The sequence below is a fragment of the Brevundimonas sp. AVps23W genome, assembly GCF_058681395.1.
On sequence record NZ_CM178738.1, the window covers coordinates 1793684 to 1811470 of the forward strand.

Genomic DNA, 17787 nt, shown 5'->3' on the forward strand with positions numbered 1-17787 from the left:
CGCGTGGTTGCATCCCCCCGCTTCGGCGCTATCGTCCAGCGCCCCCTATCAAGCGTCGCGCGACAAAACGACGCGGCCACACGAGGTCCATTTGCCAGCCCCAGTTACGATCTCGCTTGACGCCATGGGCGGCGATCACGGGCCATCCGTCGTCGTTCCCGGCATCCGCAGCTATGTCCGCACCCATGGCGGGGAGGGGGTCCGCTTCCTGCTGCACGGCGACGAGGCTCAGATCAGCGCCGAGCTGGCGCGCTGCGACCTGTCGCCTGAGACCGTCGAAATCCGCCATACCGACAAGGTCGTGGCCATGGACGAGAAGCCCGCCCAGGCCATGCGTCGAGGCAAGGGCTCCAGCCTGTGGAACGCCGTCGAGGCGGTGAAGACGGGCGAGGCCGGCGGCGTCGTCTCGGCCGGCAACACCGGCGCCCTGATGGCGATCTCCAAACTGATTCTGCGCATGTCGGCGCCGGGGCTGGAACGGCCGGCCATCGTCGCCAGCTGGCCGACCTTCAAGGGCCATACGGCGGTTCTGGACGTGGGCGCCAATATCGGCAGCGACGCCGAACAGCTGGTCGAGTTCGCCATCATGGGCGAGGCCTTCCAGTCGGCGGTGCGCGGCATCGCCCGGCCGACGATTGGTCTGCTGAACGTCGGTTCGGAAGACATGAAGGGCAACGAGCAGGTCAAGGAGGCGCACGCCATCCTGCGCGACGGGCCGTTCGACCTGAATTATCACGGCTTCGTCGAGGGCGACGACATCGCCAAGGGGACGGTGGACGTGGTCGTGACCGACGGCTTCACCGGCAATATCGCCCTGAAGACGGCCGAGGGCACGGCGCGCTATATCTCGGCCCTGCTGCGCGAGGCCCTGACCTCGAACCTGCAGTCCAAGCTGGGCGCCGCCATCGCCATGCCGGCCCTGAAGAAGATGCGCGAGAAGATCGACCCCAGCACGATCAACGGCGGCCCGCTGCTGGGGCTGAACGGGATTGTGGTGAAGAGCCACGGCGGCGCCGACGCCAAGGGATTCGGCAATGCGATCCGTATCGCTGTCGATCTGGCCCGCAGCGACTATATGACCAAGGTGGGCGCCAATCTGGGCAAGCTGGACGCCGTATTCGACCATTCCAGCCCGCCCGCCGCCCCCGCCGGAGAACCCCTTCAGTGAGCGTCACCCGCAGCGCCGTGACCGGCGTCGGCTCCTTCCTGCCGGAGCAGATCGTCACCAACGCCGACCTGGCCAAGATCGTCGACACCTCCGACGAATGGATTCAGGAGCGCACCGGCATCAAGCAGCGCCACAAGGCGCGCGACGATCAGCCGACCAGCGACCTGGCCGTCGAAGCGGCCAAGAAGGCCCTGACCGACGCCGGCAAGACGGCGGCGGACGTGGACCTGATCATCGTGGCCACGACCACGCCCGACATGACCTTCCCCGCCGTCGCCTCCATCGTCCAGCGCAAGCTGGGCGCCGGCGTCGGGATCGCTTTCGATGTGCAGGCCGTCTGTTCGGGCTTCGTCTATGCGCTGAGCGTGGCCGACGGTTTCGTGGCGCGCGGCCTGGCGAAATGCGCCCTGGTGATCGGGGCCGAGGAAATGACGCGGTTGATGGACTGGACCGACCGGACCACCTGCGTCCTGTTCGGCGACGGCGCCGGCGCCGTGGTGCTGGAGCCGCGCGAAGGGCAGGGAACGGCCGCCGACCAGGGGATGCTGGGCTTCGCCCTGCGCGCCGACGGGTCCAAGACCGATCTGCTTTACGTCGATGGCGGCCCGGCCACGACTGGGACCGTCGGCCATCTGCGGATGGCCGGGAACCAGGTGTTCCGTCATGCCGTGGTGAACATCGCCGAAGGCATCACCGCCGCCTGCGCCGCAGCCGGGGTCGAGATTGCGGACGTGGACTGGTTCGTGCCGCATCAGGCCAATCAGCGGATCATCAAGGGGGTCGGCGACCGGCTGGGTCTGGACGAGGACAAGGTGATCTCGACCGTGGCCCTGCACGCCAACACCTCGGCCGCCTCCATCCCCCTGGCGCTGGATGCGGCGATCCAGGACGGGCGGATCAAGAAGGGCGACATGGTCCTGCTGGAAGCCATGGGCGGCGGCCTGACCTGGGGCGCCTGCGCCTTGCGACTCTAGCTTAAACCCATAGGCATTGATTTTCCGTAGACTTTGCGCGTCTATAGGCGCAACGGACCGAAACAAGCCGGGGATATGATGTCAGGCCAACAGACCGTAACGCGCGCCGATCTCTGCGAAGCCGTGCACGAGGAGGTCGGCCTGTCCCGGCAGGAGTGCTCGGCTCTGGTGGAACGGACCCTCGAATTGATCGTGGAAGCCCTTGAACAGGGCGATACGGTCAAGCTTTCCGGGTTCGGCGTCTTCCAGGTTCGCGAGAAGCGGGCTCGTATGGGCCGTAATCCCAAGACCGGTGAACCGGCGGCGATCAATCCCCGCCGCGTCATCAGTTTCCGCGCCTCTCAGATCATGAAGAGCCGGGTTCACGACGCCGTCGTCGAGGCCTGATTCGCTTGGCCAAGAGCGCCGACGCCTTCCGCACCATTTCTGAGGCGGCCGAGGAGGTCGGGGCGCCGCAGCACGTGCTGCGGTTCTGGGAGACGAAGTTCACCTTCGTGACCCCGGTGAAACGGGCGGGCGGACGGCGCTTCTATCGTTCGCAGGATATCGCCGTGCTGAAGGCCGTGCGGCGGCTGTTGCATGACGACGGCCTGACGATCCGCGGCGTCCAGCGCCTACACAAGGAGCAGGGGTTGAAGAAGCTGGTCGGCGCCGAGGCGGCGGCCCTGATCGAGGACGGAGAGACCTTCGCCGCGCGCGCCGGGGCGGCCTCGGGCGCTGGGCGTATCGAACACCCGGATTTGCACCGGGTTCTGGCCGATCTGGAGCAGGCCAAGTCGCGTCTGGACGCCGTGCTGTTGCGGTCGGTGGAAAAGTCGTTTTAGCGTTTGCGGACAACGGTTCCCCCGTCTATAGGGAGCGCCTTCGGAGCGTGGCGCAGCCTGGTAGCGCACTTGACTGGGGGTCAAGGGGTCGCAGGTTCGAATCCTGTCGCTCCGACCATCTTCCCCAAAGAAGACGGTTGGTTGAAGGGGTCGCTTTCGGGCGGCCCCTTTGCAATTGGCGTCCGAGTTGCGCGCAGGCTTCAGGGGGCTGTCGGCGCTTCCTTGCGGAAAAGGGTCAGCGGGACAGCGTCGCCCATGACGACATAGCCCCGCATCGAGGGGTGTAGCCCGTCTCCGCTGTCTACGTCCGGGCGCAGCCGATCAGGCCGGTCGGGGTCGCGCATGATCTGGTCGAAATCGATCACGGCGTCGAAGTTTCCGGGCGCGCGGATCCAGGCGTTCAGCGCCTGGCGGTCCGCCTCGTTTTCCGCTGTGGGATGATAATAGGCCGAGCCCGCATAGGGCAGGATGGTGGCGCCGATCACCCGAACGCCGCGGGCACGAGCGCGCTCCGTGATCTGGCGGTAGGCGCCGGTGATCTCTTCGACCAGGGCCGCGTGCGCCTCGGGGGAGGCGGGCCGGTCGCGCGTCAGGACGCCCAGATCGTTGACGCCCTGAAGAAGGATCAGGAACCGCACGCCGGGATGGGACAGCCCATCCCGTTCAAGCCGCGCCAGCAGGTTTGGCCCTAGGCCGTCCAGCAGGACGCGGTTGCCGCCTATGCCCTGGTTGATCACCGACAGGCCGCGAGTCTCCGGATCGGCCTGGAGGCGCGCCGCCAATTGATCGGGCCAGCGCTGATTGGTGTCGGCCGGCACGCCATAACCGTCGGTGATCGAGTCGCCCAGGATGACCACGGCCCCGTCCAGATCGGGATCGCCGGCTTCTAAGGCTGACAGAAAATACCAGCGCTCGGCCGACTTCGGATTCGTCAGTTCCGGAGCCCAGACCTGATCGCCGGGCGCAATGAAGCTGGTGGCGCGGGCGCCGGGATGGCCGGTCTGTCCCCCGGACGCATCGACCAGATGAAGACTGACCGCGACGTCGCTCAAGGCCTCGACCGGCCAGGTGATGGGGTCGGACCGCCAGTCGGCCCCCGGCGGGATGACGACCTCGCGCCTGCCGTCAAACAGGAGGGGCGCACGGCTGTTCGGATCAACGGCCGAGCCGCCGGGGGCGACAGGCCGGGCGACGGCGGCGGCGGCCACCCTGAGCGGGGCGGCGCCGAAGGCGTTGCTGATCCTCACCCGAATGACGTCGCCTGCGGCTGTGACGCGCACCGTCTGACGCAGGGTCGCGTCGTGCAGGTCGTCGGCGGGGAGGGCGTTCTGGGGTTCGGGGGCGTATTGGGACGATCCCCAGATCGCGACCCAGCCGTCGGCAGGCGGCGCCGGCAGGGCGACCTGGGCCCGGGCGCCCGATGCGGCGGACAGGAGGAGGACCAGGGCCGCCAGCCAGAGGCGCACAGGCCCCGCAGGATTTGGACGCATATCGACTCTCCCGTCATCTCATTCCTGTGACGGCGCCGCGAGTGTCGGGGCGCCGAACGGTGGATCGCGATCCGATCTCACCAGCTGTGCATCGACCCGTCCTCAAGCCGGTTTACGGGCAGATAGGCCCGGGCATAGGGATGGCGCGCCGCGAGGGCCTCATCGATATCGACGCCCAGTCCGGGGGCCTCGCCGGGGTGGAGAGCCCCATCGGCGAAGCTGTAGGCATGGGGGAAGACGGCGTCCGTCTCTGGGGTGTGGCGCATATATTCCTGGATGCCGAAGTTCGGAATCGACAGGTCGAAATGCAAAGCCGCCGCCATGGCGACCGGCGACAGGTCGGTCGCGCCGTGGCAACCGGTGCGGACCCCGTAAAGATCGGCCAGGGCGGCGATCCGCCGAAGGTGGGTGATCCCGCCCGCGTGGACCACCGTGGCGCGGATATAGTCGATCAACTGTTCCTCGATCAGTTGCTTGCAGTCCCAGATCGAGTTGAAGATCTCGCCGACGGCCAGGGGAGCGGTCGTGTGCTGACGGATGAGCCGGAAGGCCGCCGGGTTCTCGGCCGGGGTCGCGTCTTCGAGCCAGAACGGACGGAAGGGCTCAAGATCCTTGCCCAGACGCCCCGCCTCGATCGGCGTCAGCCGGTGATGGATGTCGTGCAGGAGATGCACGTCCCAGCCCAATACGTCGCGCGCCCTGGCGAAAAGCGGGGGGGCGGAGCGCAGGTATTTCTCGCTGGACCACAGGTTCTCGGTCGGCAGATCGGCGTCGGCCGGTTCGTAATAGCCGAAGGTCTTGGACACGCCGTAGGTCGACGCCAGGCCCGGCACGCCGGATTGCAGCCGGATCGCCTTGTAGCCCAGGTCGACATAGCGCCGGGCCTCATCGATCGTCTCTTCGATGGTGGCGCCGTTGGCGTGGCCATAGACCAGCACATTGTCGCGGCAGGCGCCGCCCAGCAGCTGATACAGGGGCAGGCCTGCCGCCTTGGCCTTGATGTCCCACAGGGCCATGTCGACGGCGGCGATGGCGGTCATGGTGACCGGCCCACGCCGCCAGTAGGCGCCCTTGTACAGATATTGCCAGGTGTCCTCGATCCGATGGGCGTCTCGGCCGATCAGGCAGGGGATGAGGTGATCCTGAAGATAGCTGACGACCGAAAGCTCGCGCCCGTTGAGGGTGGCGTCGCCGACCCCCGTCAGGCCCTCGTCCGTCTCGATCTTGAGCGTGACGAAATTCCGGCCGGGGCAGGTGACGATGACGCGCGCGGACCGAATCTTCATCGCAGCTCTCCCCTGCGGCGGTCGGCCGCATTCCGCCCCTCGGCCTGACTCCGCTTTCAGGACGTGATAGCGCTACCAGAAGGCGATCAGCGGCGCTTGTCAACTGTGGGTGGCGAACGGTCGGGGTCGGAGAGGGCGTGCGGAGACGCGCCGGGAGGAGAGAATATGCGAGCCATCGTCTGGGCGGGCCTGTCGGCCCTGCTGTCGATCCTGGCGGCGATTGCGACGCCGGCCTCGGCGGAGGACGGCTACGAGCTGTGGCTGCGTTACCGGCCGATGGAGGCGACGGCGGTTGCGGACTATCGGGCGGTCGTGACGAGGCTGGTTCCGGGAGGGGCGTCGCCGTCGATCACTGCGGCCACGGCCGAATTGACCCGCGGCATGACGGGCCTGTTGGGCGCCGCGCCCGCCGTTTCCGACTCGGTCGTGGCGGGCGCGCTGATCTACGGGACGCCGGCAGCCTCGCCGGACATCGCCGCCCTGGATCTCGATCTCGGCGACCTGGGGGACGAGGGCTATGTGATCCGCAGCCTGCGGATCGACGACCGCCCCGTCACCGTGATCGCGGCCAACAGCGACGTCGGTGTTCTGTACGGCGCCTTCGCCCTGCTACGGCGAATTCAGACGCGCCAGCCGATAGACAGGCTGGACCTCCGCGCCACGCCGAAGGTGGCGCTGCGGGTGCTGAACCATTGGGATGATCTGGATCGGCATGTCGAGCGCGGCTATGCGGGCCAGTCCATCTGGGACTGGCACCGGCTGCCGGACTATACGCCTGAACTCTATACCGACTACGCGCGGGCGAACGCCTCGATCGGGATCAACGGCGCGGTGTTGAACAACGTCAATGCGAACGCGCTGAGCCTGACCGCCCCCTATATCTCCAAGGCGTCCGCCCTGGCGGATGTCTTCCGGCCCTACGGCGTCAGGGTCTATCTGTCGGCCCGGTTCAGCGCCCCGATCGAGATCGGCGGCCTGACGACCGCCGACCCGCTGGACCCTGAGGTTCAGGCCTGGTGGCGAGCCAAGGCGGATGAAATCTACGCCGCCATTCCGGATTTCGGCGGGTTTCTGGTCAAGGCCAATTCCGAAGGCCAGCCCGGTCCGCAGGACTATCATCGCACCCATGCCGAGGGGGCGAACATGCTGGCGGACGCGGTGGCGCCCCATGGCGGGGTCGTGATGTGGCGGGCCTTCGTCTATTCAGACCAGGCGCCGGACGACCGGGCCAAACAGGCCTATACGGACTTTGTCCCGCTGGACGGGCGGTTCCGGACCAATGTGATCGTCCAGGTCAAGAACGGCCCCATCGACTTCCAGCCCCGCGAACCCTTCCATCCGATCTTCGGCGCCATGCCGCAGACGCCGTTGATGATCGAGGTTCAGATCACCAAGGAATACCTCGGCTTCTCCACCCATCTGGCCTATCTCGGCCCCCTGTATGAAGAGGTGCTGCAATCCGACACGATGCGGCCGGCCGCCGGAGCGACCGTCGCGCGGGTGATCGACGGATCGTTCGGGAAACACGCCCTGACCGGCATGGCGGGCGTGGCCAATATCGGCGCCGACCGCAACTGGTCCGGTTCGCATTTCGATCAGGCCAACTGGTACGCCTTCGGGCGCATGGCTTGGGATCCGGAGGCGGCGCGGGCCGGCCCCATCGCCGAGGAATGGGTGCGGATGACGTTTTCCAACGACGCGCGCCTGGTCGAACCTGTCGTCGGCGTGATGATGGGATCACGCGAGGCGGTGGTCGATTATATGACGCCCCTGGGACTTCATCACCTGATGGCGACGGGCCATCACTACGGGCCGGCGCCCTGGGTCGCCGATCTGGCGCGACCGGAATGGAACCCGGCCTATTATCATCAGGCCGACAAGAACGGGATCGGCTTCGACCGGACCGCGCGCGGCAGCAATGCCGTCGCCCAGTACGCCCCCGAAGTCGGCGACCGTTTCAGCGACCTGGACGCCGTGCCCGAGACGATGCTGCTCTGGTTCCATCACCTGCCCTGGGATCACCGGATGCGGTCCGGGCGGACGCTGTGGGACGAGCTGGCCTTCTCCTATGATCGGGGCGTCGTCGCTGTGGGGGATATGCGGCGGACCTGGTCCGGCCTCCAGCCCTATGTCGACCAGCGGCGCTTTGAGGAGGTGTCGGTGTTTCTGGCCATTCAGGAGAAGGAGGCGCGCTGGTGGCGCGACGCCAGCCTCGCCTATTTCGCCAGCCGGTCAGGGCTTCCCCTGCCTGAGGGATCGCCGGAGCCGGAGCATCCGCTGGCCTATTACCAGGGACTGGCGTTTCCGTTCGCCCCCGGCAACTGAAGGCGCGGCCTTCAGCCCCGGCGAGCCGTCGTCGTCTCGAGCGGCGTCCGAACCGGGGCGGCGGCCAGGGCGTCCGCGATGGCGGTCCGAAGCGGCTTGGGCCGATAATCAGCGTCATAGGGCGTGGGACGCTTGGGCAGCCGATCACCGCGCGGCCAATTGCCCTGTAGCCAGGAGTGCCGGTCGACCATGCCCCAACACAGCACCGCCCGGGTCTGTTCATAGCCCAGCATGAGGTCGAGATAACGCTTGCCCAGGTCAGCGACGGCCGTGTCGCGCGTGGGGATGTCTTCGGGCAGATTCTTGTCGTGAACGTCGAACTCGGTGATCATCAGATCCAGTCCCAGGCCGACGACCTCGTCGAGGAACCGCCGCCATTCCCGTTCCTGCGCCGTGTCGAATCCGACGGAATCGTCGGAATTGCCCGAGCCGATATGGCTCTGGACCCCGAGGGCGTCGATCGGGACGCCGCGCGCCTTGAACCCCTCGAGGAGGCGCAACACGCCGGCGCGGTGTTTCTCGTGCCCGGCCTCCCAGCTCATATAGTCGTTATAGACCAACTGGGCGTGCGGGGCCGCTTCGCGGGCGGTGTGGAAGGCCAGGTCGAGCACGTCCTGGCCCATGGCGCCTGACAGGCTGGTTTCCCGAAGCTCTCCGGTGTCGGCGTCGACCGTCTCGTTGACGACGTCCCAGGAGAAGACTTGCGGATAATGGGCGCAGACGCGCTGGATATGGCCGGTCAGGATCCGTTCCGCCTCGGCCGCCGGCCGGGCGCCGAAATCGTAGCGGGTCAGCCAGTCGGGAAACCACTGGGGATGATGCCACAACAGGGTGTGGCCGCGCAGGGCCATGCCGTGAGCCGAGGCATAGGCCGCGATCACGTCCGCGTCGGTGAAGTCGAACGTCGCCGCGTCGGGCCTCAGCGCCACCCATTTGGTTTCGTTTTCGCAGACCAGGGCCCCGCAGTCGCGCTCCAGGACCTGTCGATACTGCGGGTCGCTGCGGACCTGTCGCGCGTTGACGGCCGAGCCGAAGATCAAGCCCTTCGCCGCAGCCAAGTCCTTGAGAGCGGCAGGCGGCGCCGCGCCGGCCTGCACGAGCGAGGTCATCGGGGCGGCGGCCAGAGTGGCGGCGGCGCCGGCCAGAAGGGAACGTCTGGAGGTCATCACGGGTTCGCTTCCTGCCTATTGAGGATTGCGCGACCATAGCGGCAATGTAAAATGTCCGACAAATAAAAATGAGTCATAGGGAGTAGAGTCGATGGGGCGATCGATCATTGCAGCGGTCATCTCGGGCCTCTTGTCCGCAGGCATGGGGGCGGGCGGGGCGGCGTCGGCTCAGGCGGTCGAGGGCGCTTCGCCCGTCGCCCGGTTCTCGGTCTTCATCTATGAGGGCGACGATGGCGGGCCGACGCCGGGGCCGGGCCAGTACCGCAATCCGATCCTGAGCGGCTTCTACCCCGATCCGGGCAATACGCGGGTGGGCGAAGACTATTATCTGGTCACATCGACCTTTGCCTATTTTCCGGGCATCCCGGTGTTTCGCAGCCGCGACCTGGTCAACTGGACCCAGATCGGCAACGCCATAGATCGACCGGATCAGCTGGATTTCGGCACGCTGGGCCTGTCGCGCGGCGTGTTCGCGCCGACGATCGAGCACCATGACGGCCGGTTCTACATCCTGAACACCTGCGTGGATTGCGGCGGCAATTTCTTCATCACGGCGACCGATCCGGCCGGGCCTTGGAGCGATCCGGTCTGGTTGCCGGAGCTTGAGGGCGGCATCGATCCCTCGCTGTTCTTCGACGCCGAAGGGCAGGGCTGGATCCTGAACAACGGCCCGCCGGAGGGAGAGCCCCAGTATGAGGGGCACCGCGCGATCTGGATCCAGCGGTTCGACCCTGCGGCGCAGAAGACGTTCGGGCCGCGCACCGTACTGGTCAACGGCGGGGTTGATTTCGCGACCAAACCGATCTGGATCGAAGGGCCGAACCTGATCTATCGCAACGGCTGGTACTATCTGGTCTGCGCGGAGGGGGGCACGGCCGAGGGGCATTCCCAGGTGGTTCTGCGGTCCCGCAAGCCGGACGGTCCCTATGTCGCCTATGAAGGCAATCCGATCCTGACGCAGAAGGGTCTGCCTGCGGATCGCCCGCGGCCGGTAACCTCGGCGGGGCACGCCGATCTGGTGCAGACGCCGGACGGCGACTGGTGGGCGACCTTTCTGGCGGTTCGACCCTATGGGCCGGATCAGTACAATACGGGGCGCGAGACCTTCCTGATGCCTGTCGACTGGTCGGGCGAATGGCCGCGCATCACGTCTCCCGGCGAGGTCCTGCCCGAGATTGCGACCCGCCCCGATCTGCCCCCGCGAGCCGCCGCCGCGCCCATGACAGGGCCGTTCAGGGTCGAGGAGGGCTTTGACGGTCCTTTGCCGCTGTCGTGGATGATGATGCGCAATCCGCGCGAGACCTGGTTCGATCTGTCATCGACGCCCGGGTCGCTGACGCTTCGGGCGCGGGCGGTGGATCTGGGCGACAACGCCAACCCCTCCTTCCTGGCGCGACGCCAGCAGCACCAGAACGCCAGCGCCGAGACCGTGGTCGAATTCTCGCCGGTGCGTGACGGCGACCGCGCCGGGTTGGCGGCGCTTCAGAGCGACGACTTCTGGTACTTCCTCGCCGTGGCGCGCGCCGACGGCCGCAACCGGCTGGAGCTGCGCCGGCGCGCCGGGCCGCAGGAGGCCGCCGACGGGGTGCTGATCGCCGAGGCCCCTCTGACGGCCACGGGGCCGGTCCGGTTGAAGGCGGTGGCGCGCGGGCCGGTCTATGACTTCCTGTATGACGCCGGCGACGGCTGGAAGACCCTGGCCAGCGACGTGGACGGCACGATCCTGAGCACCCGCACGGCGGGCGGTTTCGTCGGGGCGGTCTTCGGGCCCCATGCCCGCTCCGCCCGATAGGGCGGAACGGGCAGGGCGGACGCTGCTCTAAGCAGTGACCGTCAGGGTCGCGGTCTTCAGGTCGCGCGAGTTGGGGCCGACGCCGATGGTGAAGGTTCCCGGCTCGACAACCCGCTTCATGTCGATATTCCAGAACCACAGATCCCGCTCGGTGATCTCGAACCGCACCGTGGTGCGGGCGCCGGGCTCAAGGGTCACGCGCTGGAAATGCTTCAGCTCCTTGATCGGACGGGTGACCGACGAATGGTCGTCGCGAACATAGAGCTGGACCACTTCATCGCCGGCGCGGGGGCCGGTGTTGCGCACGTCCACCTCGACCGTCGTCGTTCCCGCCAGGCCGATCGAGGACTGGCGCAGACGGGGGGCGGAGATGTCGAAGCTGGTGTAGCTGAGGCCGAAGCCGAATGGGAACAGGGGGTCGGTGGTGTCGAACAGATAGCCGCGCCGGGCGGAGGGTTTGTAGTTGTAGAAAATCGGCAACTGGCCGACCGAGCGGGCGATCGAGACCGGCAGCTTGCCGCCCGGATTGACCCGTCCGAGGACGGCGTCGGCGACGGCGTGACCGGTCTCCTGGCCCAGGTACCAGCCCTCGATGATGGCGTCGGCCTTCTCGACCAGTTCGTTGACCGATAGGGGGCGGCCGTTCAGCAGGACCACCACCGTCGGCTTGCCCAGGGCGAAGATCGCGCGGGCCAGGTCGTTCTGCTGACCGACCAGGTCGAGGGAGTCGCGGTCCCCCAGGTGGGCGTCGGCCCAGGCCTCGCGGCTGGTCTGTTCGTTATCGCCCAGGACCATCAGGATGACGTCGGCGTCGGCGGCGTCGCGCACCGCCTGCTCGATCAGCCCGGCGTTGACCGCAGGATCGACCAGAGTGACCTCGTCGGCGCTCCAAGAGCGGCTTTCGGTGATGCGCACGCCCTCGGAATAGACGACCTCGAACCGGCCCTGGGCGGCGGTCTGGAAGCCTTCCAGCACACTGACGACATGGGCGGGGACGTCGGAATAGCCGCCGATGGGCGTGTCGCGGGCGTGAGTGCCGATGACGGCCAGCTTGCCGACCCGGGCGGAGGCGAGCGGCAGCAGTCCCTTATCGTTCTTCAACAGGATCAAGGCCTTGTTGGCCGCTTCTCGCGCAAGGGCGACGGCGTCGGGCGTGGCCGTCTTACCGGCCGCCGCAGCGGCGTCGACATAGGGGTTTTCGAACAGGCCGGCCTGGAACTTCATGGTCAGGACGCGGCGCACGGCGTCGTCGATCTGGCTGACCTGCACGCGGCCGGCGGCGACCAGGGCCGGGATGGCGTTATACCCCTCGCCGTCGGGCAGCTCCATGTCCACCCCGGCGTCGAGGGCGCGTATCGTCGCCTCGTCCATGGTGGCGAACATCTTGTGGCGGGTGTTCAGTTCGCGCACCGCGAAATAGTCGGACACGACCGAACCCTTATAGCCCCACTCCTCGCGCAGCACGTCGTGCAGTAGCCAGCGGTTGGCGTGGGACGGCAGGCCGTCGATCTCGTTGTAGGAGGCCATGACCGCCATGACCGGCAGCTCCTTCACCGCCCGCTCGAACGGGGGGAAGAAGTTCTCGCGCAGGGTTCGTTCGGAGATGTTGGCCGGGCCAATATTGACGCCGTTTTCGGGCTGGCCGTGTCCGGTCATGTGTTTCAGCGTCACCAGGACCTTGTCCGGGGCCAGGGGCAGGGTCTCGCCCTGGAAGCCCTTGATCGCGGCAAGGCCCATTTCGGAAACCAGATGCGGATCCTCGCCATAGGTTTCCTCGATCCGGCCCCAGCGGGGGTCGCGGGCGACGTCCACGACCGGGGCCAGGGCCAGCTGGGCGCCCCGGGCCCGCATTTCGCGCGCGGCGACGCTGAAGACCCGGGTGACCAGGGCGGGATCCCAGGTGCTGGCCAGGGCGATGGACTGAGGGAAGCTGGTGGCGCCGCGGGCGACATAGCCGTGGAGCGCCTCCTCGTGATAGATCATCGGTATGCCGAGGCGGGTGTTCTCGACCGCCCAGCGCTGGCCGGCGTTGACATAGTCCGCGGTCTGCCGAGCCGTGCGGTTGACGGCCTCCGTCGCCGCTCCGGCCGACCCGTTCTGGCTGACATCGACCCCACGGTAGTCCTGTGGACGAGACACCTGGCCGAGGCCATGGGGGAAGGCGCTCGTGGCCTTGGCCGGATCGAAGTCGCCGGCGGGGTTCTGGATCTTGTTCTTGAATTCCCAGATGCCGACCATCTGGGCCACCTTCTCCTCCAGCGTCATCCGCTGAAGCAGATCCTCGACCCGCTGATCCACCGGCACGGCGGGATTGCGGTAGGGGGCGTCGGCAGGGGGCCGGTCCCGCGTCTGGGCTACGGCGCGCATCGGCGCCAGGGCCGCGGCGGTCATCAGACCGGCCAAGAATGTACGACGGTCAGGCTTCGGCAGCCCGCAGTGAAAACCGGTCATCGGCAAACCTCCCATGTGCCCCGCCGTTCGTCGGCGATGATAGCGCTAACATCAACGTATCAGTCTCGTAATGTCGGTCAACCGCATTTCTGGCAGGGCCAAGTGTCGCGGGACGGCCATCGGTGTATGCTGTCGCCAAAGCCATAGAGTTCGCGATGCCCACCAAGCCCTCCCGCCGAATTACCTCCTCGCTGCAGAAGGTGGGGTCGGAAAGGCTGCACGGCGCCATCGCCCGAGACCTTGGGGTGGCCATTGTCGCGGGCGATCCGCCGCCGGGCCAGGCGCTCAGCAATGAGATCGAGTTCAGCGAGCGACTGGCGGTGTCGCGGAGCGCCTATCGCGAAGCGGTGCGCATTCTGGCGGCCAAGGGTCTGGTGGAAAGCCGTCCGCGAACGGGCACGCGGGTCCTGCCGGTGGCGCGCTGGAACCTGCTCGATCCGGATGTCCTGGCTTGGCTGTTCGAGAGCGAGCCGAGCGAGGCGATCGTCAACGGCCTGTTCGAGCTGAGGTTGATCGTCGAACCCGCCGCAGCCGCCCTGGCCGCGCTGAGGCGGACGGACGAGGACCTGAGGCAGATGCGCGACGCGCTGGAGGCCATGGACCGGATGACGCTGCGGACCGACGAAGGACGTTCGGCGGACCGGGATTTTCACCACGCCATTCTGGCGGCGACACGTAATCCGCCCCTGATCAGCCTCGCTTCGACCATCGGGGCGGGGGTCAGGTTCACGACCCTGTACAAGCAGCGCAAGCGCAAGCTGCCGCCTGATCCCATGCCCGATCACTGGGCGGTCTTTTCCGCCATCGAGGCCGGCGACGAGGGCAGGGCGAAGGCCGCCATGGAGGCTCTGGTGACCAGCGCCCTGGCTCAGACATCGCAGGCTCTGAAGTCGCGCTGATTTAAGGTCCGACCCGGATTGCCTTTGAGGCGGATCTGTCTAATTGTCAGACTATTCCACGAAAGTCTGACAAATGGCCAAACCTCTTCGCTCGCGCGCCTGGTTCGATAATCCCAGTAATCCAGACATGACGGCGCTCTATCTCGAGCGTTACCTGAACTATGGGCTGACGCTGGAAGAGTTGCAGTCGGGCAAGCCCATCATCGGCATCGCCCAGACCGGTTCGGATCTGTCGCCGTGCAACCGGCACCATCTGGTGCTGGCCGAGCGCGTGCGCGAGGGCATTCGCGAAGCCGGCGGCATCGCCATGGAGTTTCCCGTCCACCCGATCCAGGAGACCGGCAAACGGCCCACGGCGGGTTTGGATCGTAACCTGGCCTATCTGGGTCTGGTCGAACTGCTTTACGGCTATCCGCTGGACGGGGTGGTGGTCACCATCGGCTGCGACAAGACCACGCCCGCCTGTCTGATGGCCGCCGCAACCGTGGATATTCCGGCCATCGCCCTGTCGGTCGGGCCCATGCTGAACGGCTGGCTGAAGGGGGAGCGGATCGGGTCGGGCACCATTATCTGGAAGGCCCGCGAGATGATGGCGGCGGGCGAACTGGACTATGAAGGCTTCATCAATCTGGTCGCCACTTCCGCGCCTTCGGTCGGCTACTGCAACACCATGGGCACGGCCTCGACGATGAACTCCCTGGCTGAGGCCCTGGGCATGTCATTGCCCGGATCGGCGGCCATTCCCGCGCCCTACCGCGAGCGTCCGCAAACCGCCTATCTGACGGGCAAGCGGATCGTCGAGATGGTGCATGAGGATCTGAAGCCCTCGGACATCTTGACGCGAGAGGCGTTCGAGAACGCCATTGTCGTCAACTCGGCCATCGGCGGATCGACCAATGCGCCGGTGCATATCACCGCCTTGGCGCGCCATGTCGGCGTCGATCTGCCGATCGAGCACTGGCAGACACATGGTCATGCTGTGCCTCTGCTCGTGAACCTGCAGCCGGCCGGCGCCTATCTGGGGGAGGACTTCCACCAGGCGGGCGGGGTGCCCGCCGTGGTGTCGCAGCTGATGCGGCATGGTCTGATCCACGAAAACGCCGTCACCGCCAACGGCAAGACCATCGGCGACAACTGCCGAGGGGTGGAGATCGATCTGCCGGACGTGATCCGCGCCTTCGAAAATCCGTTGGTGACCGACGCGGGTTTCCTGGTTCTAACCGGCAATCTGTTCGACAATGCGATCATGAAGACCAGCGTCATCGCGGCGGAATTCCGTGATCGCTATCTGAATAATCCAGACGACCCGAACGCTTTCGAAGGCCCGGCCGTCGTGTTCGACGGACCCGAAGACTATCACCATCGCATCGACGACCCGGCGACAGGCATCACCGAGAAGAGTATTTTGTTCATGCGCGGGGCCGGGCCTGTCGGCTATCCTGGCGCGGCCGAGGTCGTGAACATGCGCCCGCCGGCGCATCTGATCCGGGAGGGGGTGCACGCCCTGGCCTGTATCGGCGACGGTCGCCAGTCGGGCACCTCGGGCTCTCCGTCCATTCTGAACGCCTCGCCGGAAGCCGCCGCCGGCGGCAATCTGGCCCTGCTGCAAACGGGCGACCGGGTGCGGGTCGATCTGAACGCCTGTCGGGTCGATGTGCTGATTTCCGACGCCGAACTGGCCCAGCGTCGGGCGGCGCTCGAAGCGGCCGGCGGCTTCGCCTATCCGGAGTCCCAGACGCCATGGCAGGAGCTTCAGCGCGCCAACGTCGGCCAGTTGGGCGCGGGCGCCGTGCTGGAGCCGGCGCTGAAATATCACCGCATCATCGATCGGTTCGGCAATCCGAGAGACAACCACTGAAGCCTGTGCTCAGAGCCGGGACCTGAAACCGGACGTCTCCGTCAGGCGGCGGCGGTCTGGGGCTCGGGCTCCCGGCAATAACTCTCGATAAAGGCCTGATGCGACGGCAGTTTGCTGACGGCGGCGTCGATATTGGTCTTCAGCGAGCCGAGCGCCTCAGCGAGCTTTTCAGGGGGCAGGAGCTGGGCCAGCCTGTGGTAGCGGGCGGGCTCCAGTCCCTGGCCGAACAGGACCTGGAGCCAGGAGCTGACGCGGAACAGGTCGTCCGGTCCCTGGTAGGCCTGGGCGGTTTGCGCGAACAGGGCCAGGCGCTCGGCCAGGGAGGCGGGCAGATCCATCTCGCGCTGACGCCGCCAGAAGGGCTCCGGGCGGTCGTTCAGATGGTAGTGGAGGATGATGAAGTCGCGGATCCGCTCCATCTCGCCGCGCGACTGATCGTTGAAACGGGCGACGACGGCGGGGTCGATCCCGTCGAACGGGAACTGCTGAACCAGACGCGTCAGACCGGTCATGATCAGGTGGATGCTGGTGGACTCCAGGGGTTCGATGAAGCCTGCGGCCAGGCTCAAGGCGATGCAGTTGCCTTCCCAGGTCTTCAGCCGGCGGCCGGTGCGGAAACGGATCAGCCCCGGCTCGATCAGCCGTTCGCCTTCGATGGAGCCTAGCAGCCGGGCGTGGGCTTCGTCGTCCGACAGATAATCGGCGGCATAGACCAGGCCGTTGCCTACCCTGTGCTGCAACGGAATGCGCCAGCGCCAGCCGGCGTCATGGGCGATGGCGCGGGTATAGGGCGCAGCCGGGCCGGTCGAGGCGGTCTGCACCGCCAGAGCCCGGTTGGTCGGCAGCCAATCGCCCCAGTCCTCGAACCCGACGCCCAGGGCGTCGCCGATCAAGAGACCGCGAAACCCGGTACAGTCCAGAAAGACGTCGCCGGCGATACGTCGATCATCGTGAAGCACCAGGGCGTCGATAAGGCCGCTCTCGGCATGGCGATCGACGCGGGTGATCCGCCCTTCGACCCGCGTCAGGCCGGCGGCCTCGCTGCGGGCGCGCAGGTACCGGGCATAGCGGCCGGCGTCGAGGTGATAGGCGTAGTTGAGCTTGCTGTCGGGACCGGCGGCGAACCGTTCGGCCTTGGCGGCCTGGTGTTCGAAACAATAGTCGCCGAGCGGGGCCGCCAGACCCTGTCGCCGGGCCTCGAGCCAGAAATGCTGGAAGTCGCCCATCCAGGTCGACTTGCCCACGTCGCCGAAGGAATGGATGTAGCGGTCGCCGACCTTCGTCCAGTCTTCGAACGAGATTCCCAGTTTGAAGGTCGCGCCGGTGGTCTGCATGAAGTCCCGCTCATCCAGGCCCAGCAGGGCATGGAAGGACCGGACCGTGGGGATGGTCGATTCCCCGACGCCGATCGTGCCGATGTCTTCGGACTCGACCAGGGTGACATCCAACAGCGGACCCAGCTGGCGGGTCAGGAAGGCGGCGGCCAGCCAGCCGGCCGTGCCCCCGCCGGCGATCACCACCCTGGTCTTTCGAGCGTCCATGATGCGATCC

The 17787-nt window shown here is 66.9% G+C and carries 13 protein-coding genes and 1 tRNA gene; 9 read left to right on the forward strand and 5 right to left on the reverse strand.

Features of this window, described 5'->3' with window-relative positions; genetic code table 11:
• The first annotated feature begins 124 nt into the window (after positions 1-124).
• The 5 genes from plsX (at position 125) to ACW177_RS08835 (ending at position 3084) form a co-directional block, all read left to right on the forward strand.
• Positions 125-1168: a phosphate acyltransferase PlsX gene (plsX, locus tag ACW177_RS08815; protein ID WP_492028103.1), complete on the forward strand. Its 1044-nt coding sequence runs from the start codon at positions 125-127 to the stop codon at positions 1166-1168.
• Entirely contained in the window at positions 1165-2142 is a 978-nt protein-coding gene (locus ACW177_RS08820; RefSeq protein ID WP_492025354.1) for a beta-ketoacyl-ACP synthase III, read from the forward strand. Before plsX ends, ACW177_RS08820 begins: the two co-directional genes overlap by 4 nt.
• A gap of 78 nt (positions 2143-2220) precedes the next feature.
• On the forward strand, positions 2221-2529 hold the full coding sequence (locus tag ACW177_RS08825) for an integration host factor subunit alpha (protein ID WP_267516756.1): 309 nt from the start codon (positions 2221-2223) through the stop codon (positions 2527-2529).
• A gap of 5 nt (positions 2530-2534) precedes the next feature.
• Positions 2535-2966, forward strand: a complete 432-nt coding sequence (locus ACW177_RS08830) for a MerR family transcriptional regulator (RefSeq protein ID WP_492025355.1) — start codon at positions 2535-2537, stop codon at positions 2964-2966.
• A gap of 41 nt (positions 2967-3007) precedes the next feature.
• Positions 3008-3084: transfer RNA gene (locus ACW177_RS08835), tRNA-Pro, on the forward strand.
• Between the two features lie 82 nt (positions 3085-3166).
• Here ACW177_RS08835 and ACW177_RS08840 read toward each other — a convergent pair.
• Both ACW177_RS08840 and manD read right to left on the reverse strand, forming a co-directional pair.
• The gene (locus ACW177_RS08840; protein WP_492025356.1) at positions 3167-4456 is read right to left on the reverse strand and encodes an SGNH/GDSL hydrolase family protein; all 1290 of its coding nucleotides are present in this window, start codon (positions 4454-4456) and stop codon (positions 3167-3169) included.
• A gap of 77 nt (positions 4457-4533) precedes the next feature.
• The gene (manD, locus tag ACW177_RS08845; RefSeq protein ID WP_492025357.1) at positions 4534-5742 is read right to left on the reverse strand and encodes a D-mannonate dehydratase ManD; all 1209 of its coding nucleotides are present in this window, start codon (positions 5740-5742) and stop codon (positions 4534-4536) included.
• Positions 5743-5907: 165 nt separating this feature from the next.
• Here manD and ACW177_RS08850 point away from each other — a divergent pair, with 165 nt between their 5' ends.
• Positions 5908-8067, forward strand: a complete 2160-nt coding sequence (locus ACW177_RS08850; protein WP_492025358.1) for an alpha-glucuronidase family glycosyl hydrolase — start codon at positions 5908-5910, stop codon at positions 8065-8067.
• 11 nt (positions 8068-8078) lie between these two features.
• On the opposite strand, the gene ACW177_RS08855 is transcribed toward ACW177_RS08850, so the two are convergent.
• Entirely contained in the window at positions 8079-9233 is a 1155-nt protein-coding gene (locus tag ACW177_RS08855; protein ID WP_492025359.1) for an endo-1,4-beta-xylanase, read from the reverse strand.
• A 94-nt stretch (positions 9234-9327) separates the two neighbouring features.
• On the opposite strand from ACW177_RS08855, the gene ACW177_RS08860 reads away from it, so the two are divergent.
• Positions 9328-11028: a glycoside hydrolase family 43 protein gene (locus tag ACW177_RS08860; RefSeq protein WP_492025360.1), complete on the forward strand. Its 1701-nt coding sequence runs from the start codon at positions 9328-9330 to the stop codon at positions 11026-11028.
• A 27-nt stretch (positions 11029-11055) separates the two neighbouring features.
• Here ACW177_RS08860 and ACW177_RS08865 read toward each other — a convergent pair whose 3' ends face one another.
• Positions 11056-13419, reverse strand: a complete 2364-nt coding sequence (locus ACW177_RS08865; RefSeq protein ID WP_492025361.1) for a glycoside hydrolase family 3 N-terminal domain-containing protein — start codon at positions 13417-13419, stop codon at positions 11056-11058.
• 215 nt (positions 13420-13634) lie between these two features.
• Here ACW177_RS08865 and ACW177_RS08870 point away from each other — a divergent pair, with 215 nt between their 5' ends.
• A complete protein-coding gene (locus ACW177_RS08870) occupies positions 13635-14378 on the forward strand; it encodes a FadR/GntR family transcriptional regulator (RefSeq protein ID WP_492025362.1) in 744 nt (247 codons plus the stop codon).
• A gap of 73 nt (positions 14379-14451) precedes the next feature.
• Positions 14452-16236, forward strand: coding sequence for an IlvD/Edd family dehydratase (locus tag ACW177_RS08875; RefSeq protein WP_492025363.1), 1785 nt, complete (start codon positions 14452-14454; stop codon positions 16234-16236).
• A 41-nt stretch (positions 16237-16277) separates the two neighbouring features.
• On the opposite strand, the gene ACW177_RS08880 is transcribed toward ACW177_RS08875, so the two are convergent.
• Positions 16278-17777 (reverse strand): tryptophan halogenase family protein, encoded by a 1500-nt coding sequence (locus tag ACW177_RS08880; protein ID WP_492025364.1) that lies wholly within the window; start codon positions 17775-17777, stop codon positions 16278-16280.
• Between the last annotated feature and the right edge of the window lie 10 nt (positions 17778-17787).